Raw genomic sequence first — 24,016 nt, forward strand, 5'->3', positions numbered from 1 at the left:
GCTTCAAAAACATTTTTTATGAGTGCTGGTCATTATTGGTTAGTTATTGGTGGCGTACTGTTCGTGATCCTGAACACAGCAGCCGGTTTAATATGGCTGGAACGCAGGATGCTGGCCCTGTGGCAGGACAGATACGGGCCTAACCGCGCCGGGCCTTTTGGGCTGTTCATTGTGCTGGCAGATACCATCAAGCTTTTCTTTAAGGAGGATTGGATTCCGCCTTTTGCGGATAAAGTGGTGTTTGTATTTGCGCCGGCAGTAGTAGTGGCCAGTGTGCTGTTAAGCTTTACTATTATACCGTTTGCACCCAATGTGGTGGTGGCGGATTTTAATGTAGGGGTATTATTCTTCCTGGCCATGTCGTCCATGGGTGTGTACAGCATTGTGCTGGGCGGCTGGGCCTCCAATAATAAGTATGCTTTGCTGGGCGCTATGCGTGGCGCTTCGCAAATGATCAGCTATGAAGTTTTTATGGGCCTGTCCCTGATGGGCGTGGTTATCATGAGTGGTTCCTTTAACCTCAGTGAGATCGTAGCAGCGCAAAAGAACGGCTGGTTCATCCTGCCGCAATGTGTAGGCTTTTTTATTTTCCTGATTGCGGGTATTGCGGAAACACACCGCCTGCCCTTTGATATACCGGAAGCGGAAAGTGAGCTGGTGGCGGGCTTTCACTCGGAGTATTCCGGTATGAAGTTCGGTATGTTTTTCATAGGGGAGTATATGGGAATCACGCTGATCTCCTCCATGGTGGTAACATTATATTTCGGTGGCTGGCTGGGACCTGCTTTTCTTCCGCCAGTGATCTGGTTTGTATTAAAAACGTTTGTGTTTATTATGCTGTTCATCCTGTTAAGGGCGTCTATGCCACGTCCGCGGTATGATCAGCTGATGGAATACGGATGGAAGATCTTATTTCCGTTGTCACTGGTAAACCTGTTGATAACGGCTGCTATTAAATTACTCATCTGATTTCAGATTTGAGATTTACGATTTACGATTTGAATGCGTTATGCTCCATTCGTCGTTCTTCTAAATCTAAAATCTAAGATCTAAAATCTAAAACTATGTTTAGTCTGTTGCGCAGTATGTGGCTGGTTTTCCTGCACATGTTCCATAAAAGGGAAACCTACCAGTATCCTGAGGAAAGAGCGCCGCTGCCGGCCCGCTGGCGGGGCCGCATAGCCCTTACCCGCGATCCTGATGGAGGTGAGCGCTGTGTGGGCTGTTACTTATGCGCGGCGGCCTGCCCGGTGGATTGTATTTCGCTGCAGGCAACGGAAGATGAGCACGGGCGGCGTTACCCGGAATTTTTCAGGATCAATTTTTCGCGCTGCATCTTTTGCGGTTTTTGTGAAGAGGCCTGTCCTACCTACGCCATACAACTGTTACCTGATTTTGAAATGGCGGAATATAACCGCCAGAACCTGGTGTATGAAAAGGAAAACCTGCTGATCAACAGCGAGGGTAAATACCCGGGTTATAATTATTACAGGGTGGCCGGCATGGCAATAGATGGCAAAGCAAAAGGCGAAGCCGAACATGAAGAGCCGCCGGTAGATATCAAGAGCTTATTACCGTAAGAAGGATCTTAGATTTTAGATTTACGATTTACGATTTGAATGTGTTATGCTCCATTCATCGTTCTTCAAAAAATCTAAGATCTAAAATCGTAAATCGTAAATCCCATGGGCGTTTTCTTTTACATAACAGCGGCTATTGCTGTTTTCTCTACCGCGATGGTAGTAACGCGGTTCAATATCATGCATGCATTGCTGTACCTGATCGTGTCGCTGTTGTCGGTAGCGGTGATCTTTTACCTGTATGGCGCGCCTTATATGGCCTCACTTGAAATCATTGTGTATGCCGGCGCTATTATGGTGCTGATCATCTTTTTTGTAATGATGCTGAACCTGGGACCGGAAAGCACGCGTTTAGAAAAGCAGTGGTTAAAGCCTGGTATGTGGATGGTGCCCGCCTTGTTTTGCGTAATACTGCTGGGGGAGCTGGTGTATCTGATCGCGCAAAATCATACGCCCGTTACCGGTATTAAGGAAGTACCGCCTAAAGCGGTGGGCCGTAGCTTGTTCGGGCCTTATATACTGGCCGTGGAGCTTAGCGCTATGCTGCTGATGGCGGGCATTGTGGGCGCATATCATTTAGGCCGGCAGCAACCAAAAACCTTACACCGTTTTCTTCAAAGCAAACCATCATGAATATTCATCCAACAACTGCAGGCATGACACTGGCCGGGATCCTCTTTGTGCTGGGGCTTATCAGTATGCTGATACGCCGTAACATGATCTTTATGCTGCTGTCGGTAGAGATTATGCTGAATGCGGCGGGGCTGGCCTTTATAGTGGCTTCCTCACACTGGGCGCAGCCGGACGGGCAGGTAATGTTCATGTTCATTCTGTCAATGGCTGCTGCAGAAGTATCTGTGGGGCTGGCGCTGATCCTGCAGCTCTATCACCAGCTAAAATCACTGGATAGTGATGAAGCCAGCAGGATGAAGGGATAAAAAGTACAACAAATCATAAATCATTGTTTTATGCTTTTCCTCATACCGGCATTGCCATTCTTTTCTGCCCTGGTACTTATACTGGCCGGGCGCTCCCTGAACAAGGCGGCGGTTTCTGTGATTGCCTGCGGCAGTATGGGAATAGCGGCGGCTATTACATTGGTGTTGGGATTACCGTTCCTGCAATCCGGTGAGCATATTATAGTACAGCACTTATGGACCTGGATGCAGGCCGGTTCCTTCACCGCGGGTATTGACCTGCGGCTGGATGCCTTATCGCTGGCCTTTGTATTTGTGATCACGTTTGTAGGTTTTCTTATTCATGTATATTCTACCGGGTACATGGCAGAGGATGCGGATTACAGCCGCTTTTTTGCCTGTATGAACCTGTTTGTAGGCGCTATGCTGCTGCTGGTGCTGGCGGATAATTTATTGCTGTTATACTTTGGCTGGGAAGGTGTTGGTTTGTGCAGTTACCTGCTGATAGGTTTCTGGTATAAGGATCCTGCCAATGGATATGCGGCCCGCAAAGCCTTTATTGTAACACGGGTGGGCGATACTGCCATGGCCATTGCCCTGTTCATGTTATTCCAGTACACCGGTACTTTACAGATACAACAGATCCTGGATCAGGCCCCACAGCTATGGGCTGCGGGTAACAGCACCATTGTATTGATCGCTTTTTTGTTATTAGGCGGCGCAGTGGGCAAGTCGGCACAATTGCCGCTGCAAACCTGGTTGCCGGATGCTATGGCCGGCCCTACACCGGTAAGCGCATTGATACATGCAGCTACCATGGTCACTGCGGGCGTGTACCTGATTGCACGTACACATGTATTGTTTGAGCTGGCCCCGGCTGCACAAACCGGGGTAGCCGTTATTGGCGCAGTTACTTTATTACTGGCGGGCTGCAGCGCATTGGTGCAAACAGATATTAAACGGGTGCTGGCCTATTCCACCATCAGTCAGATAGGGTATATGTTCCTGGCGCTGGGCGTAGGGGCCTGGTCGGCCGCTATTTTCCATTTTGTAACACATGCATTTTTTAAAGCCTTGTTGTTCATGGGCGCAGGCGCGGTGATCGTAGCCATGCATCATGAGCAGGATATGTTTAAAATGGGCGGGCTGCGTAAACAGCTGCCGGCGGTGTTCTGGGTATTTTTAATTGGTTCAGCCTCGCTGTCGGCCATCCCTTTTATTACATCCGGCTTTTATAGTAAAGATCAGATCGTGTGGCTGGCATGGTCCTCCGTGCACGGACATACGTTTTACTGGATTGCTGCTATTACCGGCGCTTTCCTTACAGCTATGTACACTTTCCGCATGGTGTTCCTCACCTTTTACGGGCCTAAAGCATCGCACCACACGCCGCATGCACCGGGCAACAGCATGATGATACCGCTGTACATACTGGCGCTGTGCAGCACCCTGGCCGGTTTTGTGGAGCTGCCGCATACCATGGGACATGTAACACTGTTCAGTGACTGGCTGCAGCATATATTACCGGCCGTGCAGCTGCAGCAGGAATCTACTGCGCTGGAATGGACCTCACAGCTGCTGGCTGCGGGACTTACCTTCCTGGGTATTTACATTGCCTGGGTATGGGTAATAGAAAGGCCGGATGGCATGCTGCGTTTTTCGCAAATGCCTTTTATGCGCTGGCTGCGCAAATTATGGTTCAGCGGCTGGGCCTTTGATGCCCTGTATGATGAAATGCTGGTACATCCTTTTGTGCGTACGGCCCGCATGAACCGCCGCGATATGATAGACCGCATCTATACTACGCTGGCCCGTATCACGGAGTGGTTACATAATATGCTGGCCCGCACGCAAAGCGGCCTTCTGCGCTGGTATATTATGGGCGTAGTGCTGGGCGCTGTGGTGATATTAAGCGTGCTGATATGGCGTGTATATGTATAAGGTCTGAGATCTAAAATCGTAAATCTTAAATCGTAAATCCGCATGGTCCTGTTATATATTATACTGATCCCAATGTTCGGCGCTTTGCTTTCCTGGCTGGCATCGGCCAGGAACATTGCGCTATGCCGGTGGATTGCGCTGGTAAGCCTGTTGTGCGGCCTGCTGCTGGTAACCGTTTTGTGGGTGAGCAACGCTGCAGATCCAACGCCTGCCGGGCACTGGATGTACAACTGGCAGCAACCGTGGATCCCTCATTTTGGTATTAGCCTGCACCTGGCTATGGACGGACTAAGCCTGGTAATGCTGGCGCTTACTTTTTTCCTGGGCGCATTATCCGTATTAATATCATGGCGGGAAATAAAATTTAAAATTGGCTTCTTTCACTTTAACCTGCTGTTTGTAATTGCCGGCATAGCCGGTGTGTTCCTGACCATGGACCTGTTCCTGTTTTACTTTTTCTGGGAGGTGATGTTAATACCCATGTACTTCCTGATAGGGATATGGGGGCATGAGCGGCGGGAATATGCGGCGTATAAGTTCTTCATTTTTACGCAGGCCGGCGGGCTGTTAATGCTGCTGGCTATACTGGGCCTGTACTTTATTCATGGCGCTAACACCGGCGTATATACGTTCGATTATTTTTACCTGTTAAATACTCCTATGGAGCGCGCGGTAGCACAATGGCTGATGCTGGGTTTCCTGGTGGCCTTTGTTGTAAAGCTGCCGGCTATTCCCTTTCATACCTGGCTGCCCGATGCGCATACTGAAGCGCCTACCGCCGGTAGCGTGGTGCTGGCAGGGCTGTTATTAAAAACAGGCGCGTATGGCATTCTGCGTTTTGTGCTGCCGCTTTTCCCGGCTGCATCGCATGACTTTGCACCCTGGGCTATGCTGCTCGGTGTAGCAGGTATTTTGTACGGCGGGCAGCTGGCTTATTCGCAGCCGGATCTGAAACGCTTAATTGCCTATACCAGCGTTAGCCATATGGGTTTTGTGCTGCTGGGCGCTTTTGCTTTTAATGAGCTGGCCTATAAGGGTGTGGTGATGCAAATGATCGCACATGGTATTAGCACCGGGGCTTTGTTCATGATAGCGGGCGCTTTGTATGAGCGTATGCATACCCGTGAGCTAAGCCGTATGGGCGGGTTATGGCCTGCCATGCCGGCTATGGGCACTGTAACCATGATCTTTGTAATGGCATCGCTGGGATTGCCCGGGCTGGGAAATTTTGTAGCGGAGTTCATGATCCTGTTAGGCAGCTGGCAGGCAAACCATATCATGACCATACTGGCTACTATCGGGTTGGTGATTGCCACGGTATACTCCCTGCGCATTATGCAAAAAGTATTCTTCGGACAGTCAGAGCGGCAGTATGCCCTGCCGGACCTGGGGTTGCGGGAATGGCTGATCATGGCGCCGTTGGTAGTAGTGATATTGTGGCTGGGCGTGTATCCGCAAACGGTGCTGGGCACCATTACGAATTACGAGTTACGGATTACGACATTCTCCGCGCCGCATGTTCCACAAGCTGAAAGCAGTGGGCGTGTAGTGCCAGTAAGTGATTCATCGTTCGTAATTAATCATGCGCCGTAACAGTATCGTCCATGCTCTACTCAATTCGTAATTGATAATTCGTAATTCACTCTGCTATGACTTTCGAAGACTTACTCAGCCTGGGGCCTTTATTCAATATCTGCGGAGCAGCGGTATTGTGTATGCTGCTGGTAGCGATCTGGCGTAATCACCGGCTTATATATTATGTAACCCTGGTGGCCTTTGCGCTGGCGCTGATGTCGGTAGTGCCGGTGGCCACACTGTTGCCACATACCATTGCCCCGCTGATAGTAATAGATATGTTTGCGCTGTTCAACAGCGGCGCTATTGTAGGGTCGGGGCTGATCATTGTACTGTTATCCTATAACTATTTTGAGGAGCGGGAAGAACGTAAGGAGGAGTATTACCTGCTGTTGCTGCTGGCTACTGCCGGTGCGCTGGTGCTGGTGATCAGCCGGCATTTTATGTCGTTCTTCCTGGGGCTTGAAATGCTGAGCATTAGCCTGTATGGCCTTATTGCGTATCTGCGTGCCCGTCAGCGCTCAGATGAAGCGGGCATAAAATATTTGATACTGGCGGCGTTGTCCTCCGCGTTCTTATTGTTCGGGATGGCGCTGGTATATGGTTTCACCGGGCATATGGATTTTCCCGGTATTGGCGCTTACCTGCGGCAGGCCGGCACTTTTCCGCTGCCTGTAATTGCGGGTTTTGGGCTGATGCTGATAGGGATTGGTTTTAAGCTGGGTATTGTGCCTTTTCATATGTGGGCGCCGGATATTTATGAAGGAGCGCCGCTACCGGTAGCTGCTTTTGTGGCTACTATTTCAAAAGGCGGGGTGCTGGTGGTGCTGATCCGTTTTTACCAGGATATTGATGGCCGCAATTATACCATGTTGTGGTGGATACTGGCTATTACAGCCATTGCTTCAATGTTTGTGGGCAATCTGCTGGCCCTTACGCAGCAGAATATTAAGCGTATGCTGGCTTATTCTTCCATTGCACACCTGGGTTATTTGCTGGTGGCTTTTTTATCTGATACGCAATCGGGTTTGGAGGCTATTGCTTTTTACCTGACGGCCTATTTCCCCACCAGCATTGGTGCATTTGGTGTATTGATTGTAATGAGCAGCAGCGTGCAGGATGCGGAAACGGTGGAGGATTACCGGGGCCTGTTCTGGCGTTATCCCTGGGTGGCGCTGGTATTTACGGTGATGCTGTTATCCCTGGCAGGCATTCCGCTTACAGCGGGTTTCATTGGCAAGTTCTATATTGTAATGGCCGGCGTTGACGGGCACCATTGGTTCCTGCTCCTGATGCTGGTGATCAATAGTGTTATAGGCCTGTACTATTATATGAGGGTGGTGGCTATGATGTTCCGCACTACGGATACGTCTCAACGTATTTTCATCAAACCTTCCTTACCGTTGGCCGGTAATATTACCCTGGGCCTGATAGTAATGCTGCTGGTAGGTTTGGGCGTATACCCCACGGCTATGATGCAGCTGATACAGCAAATGATGACGCTGATAAAATGATACATTAATACCGGTAATACTTCTGTACATTAAAAGCAATCGGTAACCCTATCATTACAACAATAATAGCCATGCCTAATAAAGCAGGCGCCCAGCGCAAAGGCGCCTGCTGAAAATTAGAAAGGGGCAATACGGCCAGGTTCATTACCAGCCATACCAGTACGCCGAACAATACGCCGCTTACTACCCACTGCCGGTGTAAAAAAGGCAGGTGGGGATACAACAGGAAATAAACTGTTGTAAAGATGAGCGCAATAGCGTAATGGAACAGCAGCCCTGTTAAGGCCATGGTAACACCGCCGGCAAATGCTTCCCTGCCAAATATGCCACTGGCAACGCCCTGAAGGATCTGCACGGGTGTAGCTTTCCCCATAATAAGCGCATACACGGTAATGGCAGAGAGAATGTCCAGGGTGCCGGCTATTAGCCCGGTCCGTAAAATGGTGTTTACATTTGATGCTACAGAATGCGCTGTCATAATTCTTGTTTCCTTTTTTAAAGCATGGTTCCCGTTTACGAGCTATAATTGATTTGCTGTAACCTTTTTGGCGGAAGGAGCTGGGATCATGAATTGGTTGAATTAAAGATCAAATCAAATGTAAACAAGGATCATCAGGGCTTGTAACAAATTCAACCAGGGGCCGGGAAGCGTATACAAACAGCACCCCGTAATGGCGGAAAGGCGTTGGTAGGTTGCAAACAGCCCGCCGGTTGTTGTAAGCGGTTAATGGTGTACGATCTTAAAACTCCGCAATATATATGGTAAGGCGCCGTATATCATGGATGGGCAGGCATAATGCCTTTCCACCCATGATCCCGGACCACTCCCGCCAAAGAATAGCAGCAGCTTACATGCGACAGGGGAGGTAGTAGTTCGGCCCCTGTTCGTGTCATACCTATACTGAAAGGGGTTTCTCTTTTGAATGTGGCGTACATAGTGATGCTGAAAGCAATATGTTTTTGGGGCCACAAACTGATGAAGACAAAATCCCTGGAAAAGGACTTTCCTGTAATGTCATGATCAGCAGAAGATATAATATCTCCACAACCCGGCTACGGGTATTACCGCAGCGGGAGCAGCTGTTTAAAAATCTGTTTTCCAATTCTGTGTAAATGGGGTCAGCTTCAAGTTGCTGAAGGTAGTTCGGCATGCTTCAGCAATACTGTTCTTTTGTACTCAATGTGAAATGTTTTTAAGGGTTAATAAAAATGTGAATCGGCAGTAAAGATAAGGGTTGCCTGCTTTTTGAAAAATTGAAAACTATGAACGGTTTTGTATTTAAAATAAACGGCAGCCTCCGCTTTTCCAAAGGCCTTTGCTAAAAATGGAACAGCTCTTTCATCCTTGCCATAAACGGCTCTTTCTTACGGCGGCTTACTTCTATCTGCGCGCCGTTGGTCATAATAACAGTGCCGCCTTCCCCGCGCTGGTATTCAATTACATGCTGCAGGTTTACCAGGTACGATTTATGCACACGCAGGAAATTAGTACCGGTGAGCAGCGCATCATAATCGCTTAATGGTTTGGATACAATGATGGATCTCTTATTCACCAGGTGCACAATAGTATAGCTTCTTTCTGCTGCGCAGTACACGATCTCATCCAGCTTTAGTACGGTGAAGCCTTTGAGTGTAGGCAGGCACAGGCGCATTTCCATGGGCATACCGGTTTTGTGAATGTTGTAGGCCAGCGTGGATACAGGCTCGTTCTCCTTCTCCGCAGCGCGTCTTTTTTCAACACGTTGCACCGCTTCCATCAGGCGGTCCTCATCCACCGGCTTCAGTAAATAATCTGCGGCGCTGTATTGTAAAGCCTGCAGCATATACTCATTATGCGCGGTTACAAATACCACTTCAAAATCCTGGCGTGAAAGGTCCATCAGCATTTCAATGCCGTTCTTACCGGGCATCTGGATATCCAGGAATACCACATCGGGTTCCAGCTCCTGCAGCTTTTGGCTGGCAGCGGCTGCAGTGGAACAGCTGGCCAGCACATTCACCTGTGGGCAGTTGTTTTCCAGCATTTTGCGGAGGGTTACAATGCCATTCACCTCATCGTCAACAATGATTGCTTTCATACTGTGTATTTTAAAGATCAGTTAGTTTAAAGCGGAGCACCGCTTGTGTACCGGTATTATGATGGCCGTTATCGCTACGGTCTGTGATGGTTAATGCGCAATCCATATGATATTTCTCATTCATGATGCTGATGCGGTTGCGCAGGTTATCCAGCCCCACGGAGCGGTGTGTAGTTTTGCGCTGCTGTTTCAGCTTTTCCGCCTGCCGTATGCCAATGCCGTTATCTGTAATAGTGCAGGTGAACACTTCGCCCTGCAGGCTAAAAACAATGTCCACGGCTTTTTCTCCTTCACGGTGCATTAACCCGTGCCAGATGGCATTTTCCACCAATGGCTGTATCATTAAGGTGGGAATGGTAATATCTTCATCCGCCAGCTCATCATCTGTTTGTATGGTGTAGGTGAAGGAGTCATCAAAACGCAGCTTTTCCATTTGCAGGTAACTTTCCAGGTACTCAATGTTTTCCTTTAGCGTTACAAAAGACTGTTTGGACTGGCTGAGCGTAAGGCGTATCATTTGCGCAAACTTGCTCAGGTAGCGGGATGCATTGGAGATGTCCTGCTCCAGTATCATTCGCTTAATACCATTGAGCGCATTAAAAATGAAGTGCGGGTTCATTTGCGTTTGCAGGGCCAGCAGCTGCGCCTCGGCCAGCTGCTCGTTAATGGAGTTCAGCTCTTCATGTTTAATACGCAGTGATTGTTCGGATGCCAGCTGCCGTTGCAAAATGCCGGTACGCCATCTGAATACTGTGTACACTGCTATGGCTGCCAGTAATAACAACAGGCCAAAGAACCAGGGCGTAAGCCAGAAGGGCGGCAGCACGCGAATAGTGAACTCCTGAACCTGCTCAGGCCAGCGGTTGTTAATGGCAAACAGCTTTACCTGCACGCGGTATAAACCCGGCGCCAGGCTGGCTATGTTAAAGGTATTCCGGACGCCCAGCTGTTGCCAGCCGCTGCTATCTGCTTTTAAGATGCGATAGGCAAAACGCTGGCTGCTGCTGTACAGGAAATTAATGCTGCCCAGCGTAACCGTAATATCATTCCGGTACCAGCTGGTGGTAATTTCTTTGGCAGGGAAATGGATCTCCTGCTGATCACCGATGCTAATATTTTCAATAAAAAATGGCGGCGCCGTCATTGTTGTAAGCAAACTTTCAGGGTCGAATTTTACAAGAATACGGGAAAACCCTATGCTGAGTTGCCTGCTGGCGGTATCGTAATAAAATTTGCTGCCGTCTGCTACCGGCAGGTCGGGGAAGCCATCTTCCTTACCAAAGGAAACCATACGCAGGGTGGCCAGGTCCAGGCAGGAGAGGCCGGAGTGGCCGGCCATCCACAGGCGGTTGTTTACCACCGTCATAGCGGCAATATTATTATCCTGCAGGCCGTTGCTACGTGTATAATGCAGCCATTTACCGGTACGCAGGTTATAGCCGGCAAGGCCATTGTTGTTACTGTTACACCAGATAGTGTTGTGCTCATCCACCACAAAATTATTCACCTGGCGGTCCGGCATTTTAATGTAGGGAAAGGTATCTACCAAACGGTCAAACTGTTGGGTGAAGGGGTTGTAACGGCACAGGCCATGCCCTGCCATCCATATGTTGCCGGCAGTGTCAAGGCCCAGGCGCAGCGCGCGTTGTATGCCGCGGTACAGGGGCGTAGCGGTATTAACGGGTGTCAGCTGTCGGGTGGCTGCGCTGTAAGTATAAATATTGGCTGCGGTGATCCAGGTACGGCCCCGATGGTCCGTTTGCAGGTCGGCTGCTTCATACTCCGGCAGGTCCCAGTGCTGCAATACTTTATGGGTTTGCAGATCCAGGCGCAGCAGGGGACGTTCCGTGCCTACCAGTAAGCTATGCTCATCTGCAGGGGCTAAGCAATAAATATTATCTGCTGCTGCGGCATAGCTTTTAAAGCTGATGCGCTTATTAAAACGGAAAGGCTGCTTGTCAAACACCAGCAGGCCGCCGTTCTCCCGGCAGGCTACGTACAGCTGATCGCCGGCGCCATACACATCATCCATTATTAAATTGGGGAATGCGGTATTGATGCTTAACGGCAGCGCGGCCTGCTCTATCCGCCCCTGGCGGTTGTGCTGGTGGAATAGCCCCTTGTTAGTGCCTACCCATAAGTAGCCATCGCGGTCCTTTAACAAGCTGTTGCAGCTGTAGGCGGCAAAATATTTTTCCGGGAAAATGTGCGCATTGCCGGTTTGCGGGTTAAAGATCATTTTATGAAAACCGGATACCTGTCCGGTAAAATAAAAAAGTGTATCATTTACCTGTATCAGCTTGGAACGCTCGCCTATCAGCCGTTCCTGGTAGGGGAGCACTGGCAGGCGGCTTACTATTTTTTGTTGTGTGGGCACATCCACATAGATGAGGCTATCGGAATTCTCAGGCAGTATAAAAAAGCGGCCGGTCCTGATCTGGAACACCTTGGATTGGGAAAGCGGCAGGTATTCCGCCAGCAGCGGACAGTCTGCCGCCTCCATTTTTTTTACCCGGTGTGTAACGGTGTTGTAGAGATAAAAGCCTAAATAGGAAGTGATGATGAACCGCTGCTCATCCAGCTGCAACAAGCCAATGCCGAAGATCAGCGGCTGTGTGATCTCGCTGTCTTTGTAATGATCATACCTGTATACGAGGCGGTAATTTTTATCGTAATGGTAAATGCCCGGGCGCGTAAGCACAATGATATCCCCGTTGTTGCAGCTCCGCACCGACATGATATTATTGAACTTATACTGGAACTTTTTTTGTTTGTAGGGGATGAAGATATTACGTGCATCGCCGGTAGCAGTGTTGATCATATGCAGGCCCACGCCCGTGCGCACGCCCAGGCGCGATTGGCCTAAAAATACCAGGCCTTTGATCTCTTCTGCGGGCAGCGACAAACTATCGTCTGTATTATGGAACTGCATAAACTGGCTGCCATTGTAACGATTGAGGCCGGAGGACGTGGCCGCCCAGATATAACCGGTGGCATCCTGCACGAGGCTGGTAATATTATCATCAGATAAACCCTCTTGCCGGGAGTAACGGGTGAAATCACTTTCACGAAGATCCTGGGCCGTTAACAAATTACAAAAGAGGCATAGCAGGGGTACTATAGTTAACCGAACATACATACCTGTAAACATTGGGGTGGCCCCAAAGTTACTTTCTTTTGCTAAAACCAGGTAGCTGAAATTTATTGCTCCAATACCCGCATCACCAGCTCTTTATAACTGCGGCCAATGGGAATGGGAGCGCCGTTGATCTCTACATCAGTAGCAGTAAAGGCATCTATCTTGTTCTTTGCTACAATAAAGGAGCGGTGCACGCGCAGGAAATTGTTCTTGGCCAGCAGCTCTTCTATTTGTCCCAGCTGGAATTTGGTGAGGATAGTTTTATCGCGGGTTACAATACGGATGTACTCTTTCATGCTTTCAATGTACAAGATCTCATCCAGGTACACCTTTACCATTTTTTTGCTTACGTTAAAGAACAGGTGCGTTCTTTCCGGGGTTGCGGCAGCAGCCGTTGCGGGGGATACTGCTGCTGGTTTTTGTACTTTGTTCACCGCCATCAGGAAGCGGCTGAACTCAATGGGTTTAAGCAGATAGTCCACCACGTTCAGCTCATAACCCTGCAATGCATATTCCTGGTAAGCGGTGGTAATAATGATCTGCGGCGGTTCTTTCAGCGCTTTTATAAACTGCATGCCTTTCAGCTTGGGCAGGTGAATATCCAGGAACACTACATCTACTTTTTCTTTTTGCAGTATTTCCATGGCGTAAATGGCATCACTGCAAATGCCCTGCAGCTGCAGGAAAGGCACCTGCTGAATATAATCGCTCAGCACTTCTGCGGCCAGCGGCTCATCTTCCACAATAAGGCAGCTATATTTTTGCATGGCTATCCAGGTTTATGGTCAGGTATACTTTAAAAAGCGTGTGCTGGTCCTCTACCTCCAGCTGATAATCTTTATACATCAGCTCCAGCTGCCTCCGCACATTGCCTAACCCGATATTATCTGTTACGGGGTGTGCGCCGCCGTTTTCTTTTGTGTTCTCAATATGGAAAGTAAGGCGGCCTTCCCGTAATTTAATATCAATGTAAATAAAAGAATCAAACCGTGATTCACTTACGCCATGTTTAAATGCATTTTCCACAAAAGGCAGCAGCAGCAGGGGCGCTACGGGATAGGCGCCATTGTCGATCTCTTTTTCAAAAGTAATAGTCAGCCGGTCGTTATAGCGGATCTTTTCCAGCTCTAAATAATCATCCAGCATTTTTATTTCCTCTGCTACGGGTATAAAAGTTTTGCTGGTTTCATACAGCATAAAGCGCAGCAGCTTGGACAGCTTCATCACAATTTCTGCGGTGAGGTCTGACTTTTTTCGGGCCAGCACATAAATGTTGTTCAGCGTATTGAATAAGAAGTGCGGGTTGGTTTGGTTGCGCAGGAACTTAAGCTCTGTTTCCAGCTTTTCTTTTACCAGGTTCTTTTCCCGCTCTTTGCTGGTAAGCTGTTTGCGCAGCAGGTGCAGCGTAACGGCGGTGCCGGTTACAAAACCAAAGTCCATAAGGGCTACCAGCAGGCTGCTGCCGCCAAACATGGGCGAGGGTTTCAGCAAGCCGTGATAGATATTCATGTATACATAATAGGAAAAGATAGCGCGGTAAAATATAAGCACTACTATAAACACCAGGATAATATAAAGGGATTCCAGCCAGATGCGGCTGCCTTCTTTCAGGATCCTGTTCATGGAAAAGCACAGGATAAAATAGACGAAGATCATTTTAGGGATACCGGCGGCTATGCCGGCCATAACGGCCATTACAAAAGCTTTGCCTTCCGGTACCTGCGGAATGGCGGGGGCTACCCACAGAAATTGCAGTAACGAATCCTGCAGCAGGTACACTACCCAGAATAAAATATGCAGTAAAAACCGGCTCATGCGATTTCAAAAATCGTAAAAAAGGCGGTTATTACTGCATAAACCTATGAAAAACGCTTACCGATGGATGAAAAGCTGGTATTGATGTGCTGAATTTAAAAAGACCGGCAGGTTTCCACCCCTGCCAGGTCTTGTATATCTAGTTGTCTATGAGACCCATTTCTTTCAGCCTTGCAGCTGCTTCCAGCACCATAGTACCACTTAACTGCGTGGTAAGATCGGTGGTGGTAATAACGCTGGTCCAGCTGGGGCTGAAGAGCACCTGCGGGCGGGCAGTGCCCTGCAGCCACAGTGTTTGCGCATTCAGCTGTAAAAAGCTGGCAAACTTGGTTTTATCTGTGCTGCCCAGGTCACCATCTGTGATGAGCAGCATAAGATAGCGTACCAGTACTCCTTTGAATAAGCCGCCATCACCCTGGCCTTCATCTTTAAGGATGTTGCTTTTAGTGAAATCGCCGGTGAGGGCGTTGTTGGCTGTTTTCAATGCATCGTTCAAATAGCCCAGCTCACCGGTGAGCTTATACATCTCTATACCAGCGCCAATGAATACGCCCTGGTTGTAGGTGAACTTCCAGTCTTTATTCACCGTGCCGCTGCCATCCTGGTTAATGCCATCGTATACCAGGCCGGATACGGGATCTACCAGCGTGGTTTTTTGCCACTGGTAAATTTTCTTTGCCCAGTCCAGGTCTGCAGGATCCTGCGTTACCTGGTACATGCGGGCGGCAATAATACAGGCCGGTGCATTGGCGGGTGTGTTCTTATAATTCTTTGATTTGTCTTTATTCCAGTGTATGCCGCCGCCCCATACCAGGTCCCAGCCTCCTTTAATATCATTCCAAAGCTCCTGTGCGGTGGCTTTAAAACGGTCGTCGCCGGTGGCTTCATAAGCGCGCAGGCAGGCCAGTGTCATCCACTCCATATCATCATAAAAATGATTGATGTAGGTGTTGCCGTTCTTTGCCTTTACACCATCCAGCAGGTCGGTCATGCGGGTTTTAACGGCGGCGTCGTTCTTGCGCAGGTAACCATCTACCAGCACATCCAGCGCATGGGCCTGCGGCCAGTAGTTAAAGGTTACATCACCGGCGTTGTTCTTATTAAAGTATTTACCGTTAGCATTATAAAAATTAGCGGTAAGGGAAGCCTGTGCAGAATCTGCAATGGCAGGCCAGTTATATTTATAGGTAGCTTTGCCTGCGCCCGGGCCGGGACCATCATCTACCGGCTCTTTCAGGCAGGAGACCCAGGTAACGGACAGCAGCAGCATGCAAGGCGCCAGCAAACGTTGTAAAGCGATCATGTTGATGAATTAAAAGTTTAAAGTGTTTGAAGGGTGAAAGGCGAAAAATTTCACCCTTCACCTTTTTCTGATGCTTACAGTACAATTACTTCGTGGGTATAGGCCTTGTCTGCCTGGAAGTACATTTTTACGTCACAGTTCTTGGTATCTACCTCTGTCTGGAACTTGTAACAATAGTTCCACTGATCGTTGTTAGCGATGGGATAAAGCTGCCAGAAACTAAGCGGTGTAGCGCTTGTGGGACGGCTGTTATCTGCATTGGAGCTGCCCAGCCATTCTTCACCGGCAGTACCGTCTGCTGACTTCACATTCATACGGAACTTGTAGCGCTCATCACGGCCCCAGGATTCCTGCTTAAAGGTGATAACCTGGTTGCTGGCTACAAAGGTGCCATTGCCTGCATAGTTAAGGTTAAACAGGATCTTATTATCCGGTGCAAACCATAATCCCATACCGGTGATCTCTGTCATGGTGCCGGTGGTGTTATTAAAGTCTAAACGGATGCGGTACACTTTAGTGCCGCCGCTTTGCGTGGTTTCACCACCTTCTTTCAGCACAGCGCCATCCAGGGAATACATGGTGGGCGTGCCGGTATTACGGTCCACGAAATGGTATTTACCGTCTTTCAGGGAAGTATAAATTTCAAATACGCCACTGGTGATGCTTTTCAGGTGCAGGGCTTTGGAAAGGTCGGCGCCTGCTTCTGTAGCTTCACCAGTCAGGAACACATCCACCGGGATCTCTGCAAAGCCATTGGGCCTTTCTACTTCCAGGATGCGGCTTTCAGCTGCCGGCTGTACATTGTACCCTTTGGCGGCCAGCACCGTCCATTTGAGCTTGCCAGTGCCTAATGCGGGGATGCCGGCATTGTTGGCAATGGTGTTCAGCTCTTTGTGGGAAAGGGACAGCTTGTTCTGCACACCGCCACCGTCTGATGTGTATTTGGCAATGGGCTTGGAGAAGTCGCCGCCTTCTTTATCAAAGGCTACTTCGTACAATACCAGGGAGCCGTCTTCTGCGCGGGCCTGGTCCCACTCAAAGCTAACAGCGGCGCTGGTGGCGGGCTGCAGCTTTACGAATTTATTGTCGGCCGGCGCACCCAGGTGCTCCACCGGTTTAATATTGGTGTTGAGCTTATAATCGTCTTTTTTGCAGCTGCCCAGGAACATAGCTGCTACTGCGGGCAATGCGGTAAATATGAAAGCTATACGTTTAAGCATATACGGGAATTTGTAGGTTTACCAACCCTGGTTTTGTGAAAGATTTTTGTTCTGATCGCGTTCAAATGTAGGCACCGGCCACAGGTAGTGTTTTGGATTTGTGAACGTGCGGTTTGCCACAATGATATAACCATTGGGATCCCTGTTGAACGCGCCGGATGTTACCTTAATACCTCTTACCGGTTTTGCCAGCACCTGGTCTGCAATTTTCCAGCGGCGTATGTCGTACACACGCAGGCCTTCAAATGCCAGCTCAGCGCGCCTTTCACGGCGCACAACGGTACGCAGCTGCTCCTGTGTTAAAGCGGCATTGAACTCTGTAGCGCCGGCATCGGTGAATTTGGCGCGTACCCGCAATGCGCGGATGGTATTGTTCCATACATTGGCATCCAGCTGCGCCAGCTCGTTCTTGGCCTCTGCATACATCAGCAATACATCGGCATAGCGGATGAGGATGAGGTTTAAGCCGGACTGGTAGTTGGTGGAGGTTCGGTCGTAATATTTATAAAAATAGTAACCGGTGGGAGAGGCGCCCTGGTCGTCCACAGTATTGGTGGCCGGATTGGAGCCGGGCTGTGTAAGAATGGTTTGCACCGCACCGTTAAAGTCCGTTACCGTAGAGCCATGATGCAGGATGGTGGCATTAAAGCGGGGATCGCGGTTGGTGTAGGGATCATTTTCATTATAGCCGGAGCCTGCTTCCTTAATGCCTTTACCATTCGTCATCACGTAATCATCTACCAGGTCCTGCGTGGGCACCAGCACACTTCTTAACAGGGCTACGGTTTGCGGCATAAAGGCGCGCTGAACATCATAAGTACGGCCGCCTCCATATTGCAGGTCCAGCACCACTTCTTTGTTATACTCATTACCCACGGTGAAAATGCTGGCATAATCATCCATTAAGCCGTAAGTGCCATTCTCTGTTTTGTTAATGAGCAGCTCACAATCGCTTACTACGGCCTGCCATTCTCCGTTGTACAGGTGCACGCGGGCGCTGAAGGCTATGGCGGCGCCACGGGTTATACGGCCTTTGTCCTTATCCGCATACCCGCTGCTGCCGGAATAGTTATTCACCGGCAGGTCGGCACGGATGGCATTCAGCTCACTCAATACAAACTGGATAATGGTATTTTTAGGTGTGCGGTTAATAGTGCGTGATTCATCTATAGAGAGGACATTGGTGAAAAAAGGTACGTCCCCATACCAGGTGGCCAGCTGAAAATAAGCGTAGGCGCGTATAAAGCGGGCTTCTGCTGTAATACGGTGCTTAAGCGTGCTATCCAGCTTAGGCACCTTATCTATATTCCCTGTTAAAATGTTACAGCGGCGGATGGTGGTAAAGTAATAGCCCCAGTTATCCGCCACGCGTGCGTTTGACGGGTCGTAACCGCCATTGGCAATGGCTGTTACGTTCAGGAAGCCGGAGCCATTTACATAGGCGTTATCGCTCAGGCCTTCATCGCCAAAGAAATAATCCGTTTTGGATAAATGCTCATAACAGGCGGAAAGGGCATCCAGCGCATCCTGTTGGTCGCGCCAATAGGCTGTTTCCGTAAACTCGCGTGTAATGGGCTGGTCCAGCTTACGGCAGGCAAACAGCCCTACGGCGAAAACGATTATGACAAGTGTTTTTTTCATTGATTTGTTTTTTTTCTTACCCCTAGAATTTCACATCAACTCCCACCGCAAACGTAGCGGCGTTGGGATAGTTGCGGCCTGCGATCGGATTGTAGTTGGAAAAGTTCAGCTTATCATCAAACTGCGTGAACTCAGGATCCATGCCTATTTCGCGGAAGCGTTTAGGCATAATGGTGATCAGGTTCTGGCTGGTGAAATAAATACGTGCGCTCTCAATATGTACGGTATTGGTAACACCGCGGGGCAGGGTATAACCTACCTGCAGGTTCTTGAGGCGTATGTATTTGGTGTCAAACATCCAGTAGTCAGAGTAGGCAAAGTTGTTGGCATCTGCCGTACCAATGGTTAAACGCGGGTAAGTGGCGTTAGGATTGGTGGGCGTCCAGCGGTCCAGGTGCTGCACAAAGGCGTGGTCCTCGTTATTATGGAAGGCTTCCACAATATCGCCGCGCAGGAACTGGGAGCGTTTGCCCACACCCTGCCAGAACATGTTCAGGTCAAAGCCATGCCAGGTTACATTGTAGGTAAAACCAAAGGTGTAACGCGGGAAGGGATTGCCAAATACATAACGGTCATCTGCATTGATCACACCATCCCCATTACGGTCTATATACTTAATATCACCGGGCATTACCTGCTGGTTGTATGCAAAAGGCACTTTGGGTGCGTTCTTGATATCGTCCAGGTTCTGGTACAGGCCATTGGATTTATAACCGTAGTAAGAGGAGATCGGGAACCCTTCTTTAATAATGTAGGAGAAGTCGCTGCCGCGGATGGACTCCTGCCCGAATGTTACTACCTTGTTCAGGTTGTCTGACAGGTTAAAGCCAAATGCATGGTTTACCTTGCCGGTAGTAAGGCGGTAGGTTAATGCCAGCTCCCAGCCCTTGTTATTTACCTTTCCTACATTCTCCAGCGGAGACTTTTCCTGATCGGTTGTAACACCGGCTGTACCGGGCACCGTCTGGAACAGGTAAATACCAGTGGTGTTCTTATTGAAATAATCGAAAGAGGCGGTAAGCGCGCCTTTAAAGAAATCTGCATCCACGCCATAGTTGGTCATGGCAGATGACTCCCATTTCAGCAGATCATTATAGGTAGAGAAGATGGAGCCGGGCGCCGGCGAGTTATTAAAGGAATAATAGCCAAAATTGGAATTGATATACACCCGCGACAGATAGTTAAACCCGCCAATGTTGGAGTTGCCCACCTGGCCGTAAGAAAAGCGGAACTTTACATTGCCGATATTCTCCTTTACATACTGCATAAAGTTTTCTTCAGTAATACGCCAGCCCAGTGAAAAGGCGGGGAAGAACTGCCAGCGGTGGCCGGGGGCCAGCTTGGAAGATCCATCGTAACGCCAGGTGAACTCTGCCAGGTATTTATCGTCGTAGGCATAGTTCAAACGGCCAAAGAGGGAGTTCAGCGCGTAGAGGTTCGGGTTGATAATATCATTGTAATCGCCAATGCTGCCATAATCAAAGGTACCATCTGGTTTGGGGCGGTAACCGCCGCCAATGGCCCAGTCATTATCCAGGTTAGTGGTGCCAAAACGGTCGGCCCGGAAACCATAGCCTTCATTTATAGCATCTGTACGGGCGCCTACCTGTGCTTTTACATAATGTTTACCAAAGGTGTTCTCGTATTCGGCAGTGGCATATACGTTTGTGTTCAGGTCTTTATACTCGCTCTCATGCATCTCATTATACAGAGGCGGTGCGGCCGTGGTATAATAGGGCGCATAGGTGTACTTGTTAATGCGGCGTGTTTCGTTATTGATGTTATATACACCGGAGGCATTAAAGTTCAGTCTGAAGTGGTTAACCGGTGTAATGGTTACATCCACACCACCCAGCAGGTTATCCTGCTCATTGAGCTTGTAGCCGCCTTCACCCAGCTGCGCAAACACGCTGTTGCTGGTAAGCGCAGGCACTACCCAGTTGCCCAGGCTGTCTTTTACAGGGTAAATACGCGGTACGCGCATGGCATCGCGCATCAGGATGCCCATATCTGCGGAATGTGTACGGGTGTAGGATTTGGTGTAAGCGATGTTAGCGGCCACCTTTACATACTTACTAACGTCTATGCCTATATTAGCACGGGCATTGTAACGTTTGTAGTAGAACGCCTGGTCTGATGGCAGCCATTTGTTCTGCAGCATGTTGCCCTGATCCACATAACCCAGTGATATCAGGTAGCTGCTGCTTTTGCCGCCACCGGTTACGCTCAGGCTATGGTTTTGCTGCGGGGTGGTTTTACGCACCATTTCGCGCAGCAGGGCAGGGTAGGAGCCACGGTTATGCCAGTACTGAATTTCTTCTGATGAGAACTGCGGGGTTTTACCGGAGTTCACCAAAGCTTCATTCTTCATGGTCATATATTCCCATGCTTCTACCTGCCGGGGCAGGGTAGTAGGCGTTTGCAGGCCGTACATGCCGTTGTACTGCACACTGGGCTTATCATCTTTCTTACCTCTTTTGGTAGTGATGTAGATAACGCCGTTAGCGGCCTGTGATCCATAAATGGCAGAAGAAGCGGCATCTTTTAACACGGAAATACTTTCTACATCATAGGGGTTCAGGTTCTGCAGGCCGGTGCTGCCTGCCTGTACCCCATCTATAATGATCAGCGGTGCATTACCGGTTAAGCTGCCTACCCCGCGTATGTTCAGGTTCAGCGCAGCGCCGGGTTCCGCATTATTCTGCTGGATGGTTAAGTTAGGCGCCAAACCCTGTAAGGCCTGGAACATGTTGCTGGAAGGGCGGCTGGTGATATCCTTGGTGGATACCGTGCTGATAGCGGCTGTTACCTGCGCTTTCTTTTGTGTAGTGTAGGCGGTAACCACTATCTCGCCCAGGTCTTTTGACTCCGCATTCAGCATAACAGTAATGCTGGTGCGGCTATTGATCCCCACTTCTTTTGTGATGAAGCCAATGGACGAGTAAACCAAGGTACCATTGGCTTGCCCACTGGGGATCTTTAACGTAAAAAAACCGTCTTCCCTTGTAGTGGTGCCGGTATTGGTATTCTTCAGGCGTACATTCACTCCCGGAATGCCATCGCCTTTATCATCTACTACGTTGCCGCTGATGGTAACGGTTTCCTGTTGCCGGTACTCTGCGGCGGGTTCGTTTCCCTGGCGAAGAATGATCTTATTGCTGATCAGCTCATAGCTTACATTCAGCGGGGAAAGCACCATGGGCAGTACTTCAGAAAGCTGTTTATCTTTTACATTGAGCGTGATGCGCTGCGTGGTTTTAATCACGTCGTTTGAGTATACAAACACATAAGCGGTTTGCTGCTCAATTTTTTCCAGTACCTGGTCCAGGTTTTCATTTTTAACCTGCAGGCTAACCCGGTTGTCCAGCGGGTTGGTATCAGTTGTTTTTTCCTGTTGCATTCTATACGGCGGCGGCATGCCGTATGCAAGTGCTACCTGGGCTTTAAGATCCAGCATGCTGAATAAAGCCATGCAGACAAGGACCGGGAAGCACCATGAGCGGAAAGCTGGCAGTAAGAAGCCTGGTAAAGGTCTTTCTTTCATAGCGTGGAGACTTTGGTTTAAATAATGATTGTTTGTTAGGTTTTGGTTTAATTATTCATTGATCAAGAGCGTGCTGTCGGTGATCTCATAACGGAATGCCCTGGACCTGGCCAGGTAGTACATAATATCCTGTAATGAGTTGTGCTGGAAAGAGCCGGTGAGGCGGTACTGCCGCGGCGTTTCAGAAAGGAACTCTACTTTTTTACCAAAGGTGCGTTCCAGCTCGGCGCCAATGCTTTCCAGTGTGGCATTCTTAAATACCAGGCGGCCTTCCGTCCAGGCTTTATCATCATTACTTGTAGTAGCTTCTTTTATCAGCTGGCCGGTTTGTTGTGCATAGGTAACCTTTACATCCGGTGTAATTAAGATAGTATCCGGCTTGCGCTGCCCATTTTCATACAGGGGAATGAAGGCTACTTTACCGGTGCTTACAGAGGTTTGCACGGGCTCATTCTCATAAGCGCGTATGTTAAAGGAGGTGCCCAGCACCTGTATAGTGCCTTTACGCAGGTGAATAATAAACGGGCGGCCGGGATTGTTGGCTACATCAAAAAAGGCCTCACCTTCCAGGTATACTTCGCGGGAGGCGTTGCTGAACACTTCCGGATAACTGAGGCGGCTGTCGGCATTCAGCCATATTTTACTGCCATCCGTTAATTCAATAACCGCTTTGGTGGCCTTACCATTCTGCCGTTTCATCCACTGCGCAGTATCTGCTTTAACAGCGGCCAGCTGTTTAACAGGTGTGCTGCGGTTCAGCAGATCAGACAGCGACAAAACCAATACTACAGATGCGGCAATGGCAGATCCTATGATCAGGCTGCGCTGCAAATACCTGCGTTTAGGCGGTGGCGTGCTTAGGCTTGTAAGCGGCGCCTGCTCCGGCAGCTGCAGCCTTTGCAGCGTACGTTGCAATGCCTGTTCTGTATTGGCAGATGAATAATAGTGCGATTCTGTAAAATGTTTTTGCAGGATGGCAGCACGCTCCCTTAGTTCTGCATGCGCCTGCAACAGGGCCTCCAGTTCCTGCAGCTCGTGCATGGTAGCTTCGCCTGCAAGTTTCCTGGTCATGAGTGTAACAAATAATTCTTCATTCATAGATGGAGCTGATTGTTACAGAGAGGACAGGGCGAGGAGTGAGAATTACTTACAAGGGGAAGATCTTTTTTCCATTTTCTTTATTGCCGGAGAGGTAAGGGCCAATGGCTTCATTGAGGCGGCGCATAGCGCGCACCAATTGTGTTTCAACAGTACGGGGCGATATATTGAGGATCTCTGCTACTTCTTTATACTTAAAACCTTCTTCTTTGATGAGCTTAAAAACTTTACGGCACTGGTCGGGCAGGCGCTCTACTTCCTGGTCCATTTTAAAAAGGATCTCTTTCCATTCCATTTCCCGTTCAGGGTCAATGGGGCTGGTAAGCTGCGCCAGGCCATTTTCAGGAAGCGGTGTTATGCGCAGGTTGGAATATTGCTGCAGGTAATTGAGCGAATGATTTTTTATGGCTACAAAGAGGTATACTTCCAGGTTGTGAATGCCTTCCAGCGCCTCCCGGCGGTTCCAGACCTTTACAAATACATCAGACACAATTTCTTCCGCGGCCTCCCGTGCCTGTACGTATTGCAGGCAAAAGCGTAACAAGCGGTCGTAGAAATGGCGGAACAGCTCTGCAAAGGCCTGCTCATTCCCGTAACGTGCAATTTGATGCTGCCACTCTGTAATTTTCACATTGTTCATACGCGGATGCG

The 24,016-nt window shown here is 49.2% G+C and carries 18 protein-coding genes; 7 read left to right on the forward strand and 11 right to left on the reverse strand.

Features of this window, described 5'->3' with window-relative positions:
* Window positions 1-18 precede the first annotated feature (18 nt).
* The 7 genes from nuoH to BMZ54_RS27090 all read left to right on the forward strand — a co-directional run bounded on the left by nuoH (window position 19) and on the right by BMZ54_RS27090 (window position 7,527).
* A complete protein-coding gene (nuoH, locus tag BMZ54_RS27060; protein ID WP_089919402.1) occupies window positions 19-969 on the forward strand; it encodes an NADH-quinone oxidoreductase subunit NuoH in 951 nt (316 codons plus the stop codon).
* A gap of 95 nt (window positions 970-1,064) precedes the next feature.
* A complete protein-coding gene (gene nuoI, locus BMZ54_RS27065) occupies window positions 1,065-1,580 on the forward strand; it encodes an NADH-quinone oxidoreductase subunit NuoI (RefSeq protein WP_089919404.1) in 516 nt (171 codons plus the stop codon).
* Between the two features lie 105 nt (window positions 1,581-1,685).
* Window positions 1,686-2,213 carry an NADH-quinone oxidoreductase subunit J gene (nuoJ, locus tag BMZ54_RS27070; RefSeq protein WP_089919405.1) on the forward strand — a complete coding sequence of 176 codons (528 nt, stop codon included), beginning with the start codon at window positions 1,686-1,688 and terminating at the stop codon, window positions 2,211-2,213.
* Window positions 2,210-2,518 carry an NADH-quinone oxidoreductase subunit NuoK gene (gene nuoK, locus BMZ54_RS27075; protein WP_089919407.1) on the forward strand — a complete coding sequence of 103 codons (309 nt, stop codon included), beginning with the start codon at window positions 2,210-2,212 and terminating at the stop codon, window positions 2,516-2,518. Before nuoJ ends, nuoK begins: the two co-directional genes overlap by 4 nt.
* A gap of 30 nt (window positions 2,519-2,548) precedes the next feature.
* Complete coding sequence (nuoL, locus tag BMZ54_RS27080) at window positions 2,549-4,438, forward strand: NADH-quinone oxidoreductase subunit L (protein WP_089919408.1); 1,890 nt, start codon at window positions 2,549-2,551, stop codon at window positions 4,436-4,438.
* A 42-nt stretch (window positions 4,439-4,480) separates the two neighbouring features.
* Window positions 4,481-6,031 (forward strand): NADH-quinone oxidoreductase subunit M, encoded by a 1,551-nt coding sequence (gene nuoM, locus BMZ54_RS27085; RefSeq protein WP_089919410.1) that lies wholly within the window; start codon window positions 4,481-4,483, stop codon window positions 6,029-6,031.
* Window positions 6,032-6,087: 56 nt separating this feature from the next.
* Window positions 6,088-7,527, forward strand: coding sequence for an NADH-quinone oxidoreductase subunit N (locus BMZ54_RS27090; RefSeq protein WP_089919412.1), 1,440 nt, complete (start codon window positions 6,088-6,090; stop codon window positions 7,525-7,527).
* A 4-nt stretch (window positions 7,528-7,531) separates the two neighbouring features.
* Here the strand turns inward: BMZ54_RS27090 and BMZ54_RS27095 are convergent, their stop codons facing one another.
* The 11 genes from BMZ54_RS27095 to BMZ54_RS27145 form a co-directional block, all read right to left on the reverse strand.
* Window positions 7,532-8,005: a hypothetical protein gene (locus BMZ54_RS27095; protein WP_089919413.1), complete on the reverse strand. Its 474-nt coding sequence runs from the start codon at window positions 8,003-8,005 to the stop codon at window positions 7,532-7,534.
* An 841-nt stretch (window positions 8,006-8,846) separates the two neighbouring features.
* Entirely contained in the window at window positions 8,847-9,605 is a 759-nt protein-coding gene (locus BMZ54_RS27100; protein ID WP_089919416.1) for a LytR/AlgR family response regulator transcription factor, read from the reverse strand.
* Between the two features lie 10 nt (window positions 9,606-9,615).
* On the reverse strand, window positions 9,616-12,744 hold the full coding sequence (locus BMZ54_RS27105) for a sensor histidine kinase (RefSeq protein WP_162277681.1): 3,129 nt from the start codon (window positions 12,742-12,744) through the stop codon (window positions 9,616-9,618).
* Window positions 12,745-12,806: 62 nt separating this feature from the next.
* Window positions 12,807-13,511 (reverse strand): LytR/AlgR family response regulator transcription factor, encoded by a 705-nt coding sequence (locus BMZ54_RS27110; protein WP_089919420.1) that lies wholly within the window; start codon window positions 13,509-13,511, stop codon window positions 12,807-12,809.
* A complete protein-coding gene (locus tag BMZ54_RS27115; RefSeq protein WP_089919423.1) occupies window positions 13,498-14,559 on the reverse strand; it encodes a sensor histidine kinase in 1,062 nt (353 codons plus the stop codon). Before BMZ54_RS27115 ends, BMZ54_RS27110 begins: the two co-directional genes overlap by 14 nt.
* A 139-nt stretch (window positions 14,560-14,698) precedes the next feature.
* Entirely contained in the window at window positions 14,699-15,862 is a 1,164-nt protein-coding gene (locus BMZ54_RS27120; RefSeq protein WP_089919425.1) for a glycoside hydrolase family 76 protein, read from the reverse strand.
* Window positions 15,863-15,936: 74 nt separating this feature from the next.
* Window positions 15,937-17,082, reverse strand: coding sequence for a SusE domain-containing protein (locus BMZ54_RS27125; RefSeq protein ID WP_089919427.1), 1,146 nt, complete (start codon window positions 17,080-17,082; stop codon window positions 15,937-15,939).
* A gap of 18 nt (window positions 17,083-17,100) precedes the next feature.
* Window positions 17,101-18,723, reverse strand: a complete 1,623-nt coding sequence (locus BMZ54_RS27130; RefSeq protein ID WP_089919429.1) for a RagB/SusD family nutrient uptake outer membrane protein — start codon at window positions 18,721-18,723, stop codon at window positions 17,101-17,103.
* Between the two features lie 22 nt (window positions 18,724-18,745).
* Complete coding sequence (locus BMZ54_RS27135) at window positions 18,746-22,267, reverse strand: TonB-dependent receptor (RefSeq protein WP_089919431.1); 3,522 nt, start codon at window positions 22,265-22,267, stop codon at window positions 18,746-18,748.
* 51 nt (window positions 22,268-22,318) lie between these two features.
* Window positions 22,319-23,338 (reverse strand): FecR family protein, encoded by a 1,020-nt coding sequence (locus tag BMZ54_RS27140; protein WP_162277682.1) that lies wholly within the window; start codon window positions 23,336-23,338, stop codon window positions 22,319-22,321.
* A 76-nt stretch (window positions 23,339-23,414) separates the two neighbouring features.
* Window positions 23,415-24,005 (reverse strand): RNA polymerase sigma-70 factor, encoded by a 591-nt coding sequence (locus BMZ54_RS27145; RefSeq protein ID WP_089919435.1) that lies wholly within the window; start codon window positions 24,003-24,005, stop codon window positions 23,415-23,417.
* Between the last annotated feature and the right edge of the window lie 11 nt (window positions 24,006-24,016).

It is taken from the genome of Chitinophaga rupis (assembly GCF_900109685.1).
Classification (GTDB): domain Bacteria; phylum Bacteroidota; class Bacteroidia; order Chitinophagales; family Chitinophagaceae; genus Chitinophaga; species Chitinophaga rupis.

What these genes read in the sequence shown, in the direction of transcription:
- BMZ54_RS27110 (WP_089919420.1), bottom strand. Translation starts at nt 13,511, where the DNA reads ATGCAAAAATATAGCTGCCTTATTGTGGAAGATGAGCCGCTGGCCGCA.
- nuoI (WP_089919404.1), top strand. Translation starts at nt 1,065, where the DNA reads ATGTTTAGTCTGTTGCGCAGTATGTGGCTGGTTTTCCTGCACATGTTC.
- BMZ54_RS27130 (WP_089919429.1), bottom strand. Translation starts at nt 18,723, where the DNA reads ATGAAAAAAACACTTGTCATAATCGTTTTCGCCGTAGGGCTGTTTGCC.
- BMZ54_RS27140 (WP_162277682.1), bottom strand. Translation starts at nt 23,338, where the DNA reads ATGACCAGGAAACTTGCAGGCGAAGCTACCATGCACGAGCTGCAGGAA.
- nuoL (WP_089919408.1), top strand. Translation starts at nt 2,549, where the DNA reads ATGCTTTTCCTCATACCGGCATTGCCATTCTTTTCTGCCCTGGTACTT.
- BMZ54_RS27125 (WP_089919427.1), bottom strand. Translation starts at nt 17,082, where the DNA reads ATGCTTAAACGTATAGCTTTCATATTTACCGCATTGCCCGCAGTAGCA.
- BMZ54_RS27115 (WP_089919423.1), bottom strand. Translation starts at nt 14,559, where the DNA reads ATGAGCCGGTTTTTACTGCATATTTTATTCTGGGTAGTGTACCTGCTG.
- BMZ54_RS27145 (WP_089919435.1), bottom strand. Translation starts at nt 24,005, where the DNA reads ATGAACAATGTGAAAATTACAGAGTGGCAGCATCAAATTGCACGTTAC.
- BMZ54_RS27100 (WP_089919416.1), bottom strand. Translation starts at nt 9,605, where the DNA reads ATGAAAGCAATCATTGTTGACGATGAGGTGAATGGCATTGTAACCCTC.
- BMZ54_RS27095 (WP_089919413.1), bottom strand. Translation starts at nt 8,005, where the DNA reads ATGACAGCGCATTCTGTAGCATCAAATGTAAACACCATTTTACGGACC.
- BMZ54_RS27120 (WP_089919425.1), bottom strand. Translation starts at nt 15,862, where the DNA reads ATGATCGCTTTACAACGTTTGCTGGCGCCTTGCATGCTGCTGCTGTCC.
- nuoH (WP_089919402.1), top strand. Translation starts at nt 19, where the DNA reads ATGAGTGCTGGTCATTATTGGTTAGTTATTGGTGGCGTACTGTTCGTG.
- nuoK (WP_089919407.1), top strand. Translation starts at nt 2,210, where the DNA reads ATGAATATTCATCCAACAACTGCAGGCATGACACTGGCCGGGATCCTC.
- BMZ54_RS27090 (WP_089919412.1), top strand. Translation starts at nt 6,088, where the DNA reads ATGACTTTCGAAGACTTACTCAGCCTGGGGCCTTTATTCAATATCTGC.
- nuoJ (WP_089919405.1), top strand. Translation starts at nt 1,686, where the DNA reads ATGGGCGTTTTCTTTTACATAACAGCGGCTATTGCTGTTTTCTCTACC.
- BMZ54_RS27105 (WP_162277681.1), bottom strand. Translation starts at nt 12,744, where the DNA reads ATGTATGTTCGGTTAACTATAGTACCCCTGCTATGCCTCTTTTGTAAT.
- nuoM (WP_089919410.1), top strand. Translation starts at nt 4,481, where the DNA reads ATGGTCCTGTTATATATTATACTGATCCCAATGTTCGGCGCTTTGCTT.
- BMZ54_RS27135 (WP_089919431.1), bottom strand. Translation starts at nt 22,267, where the DNA reads ATGAAAGAAAGACCTTTACCAGGCTTCTTACTGCCAGCTTTCCGCTCA.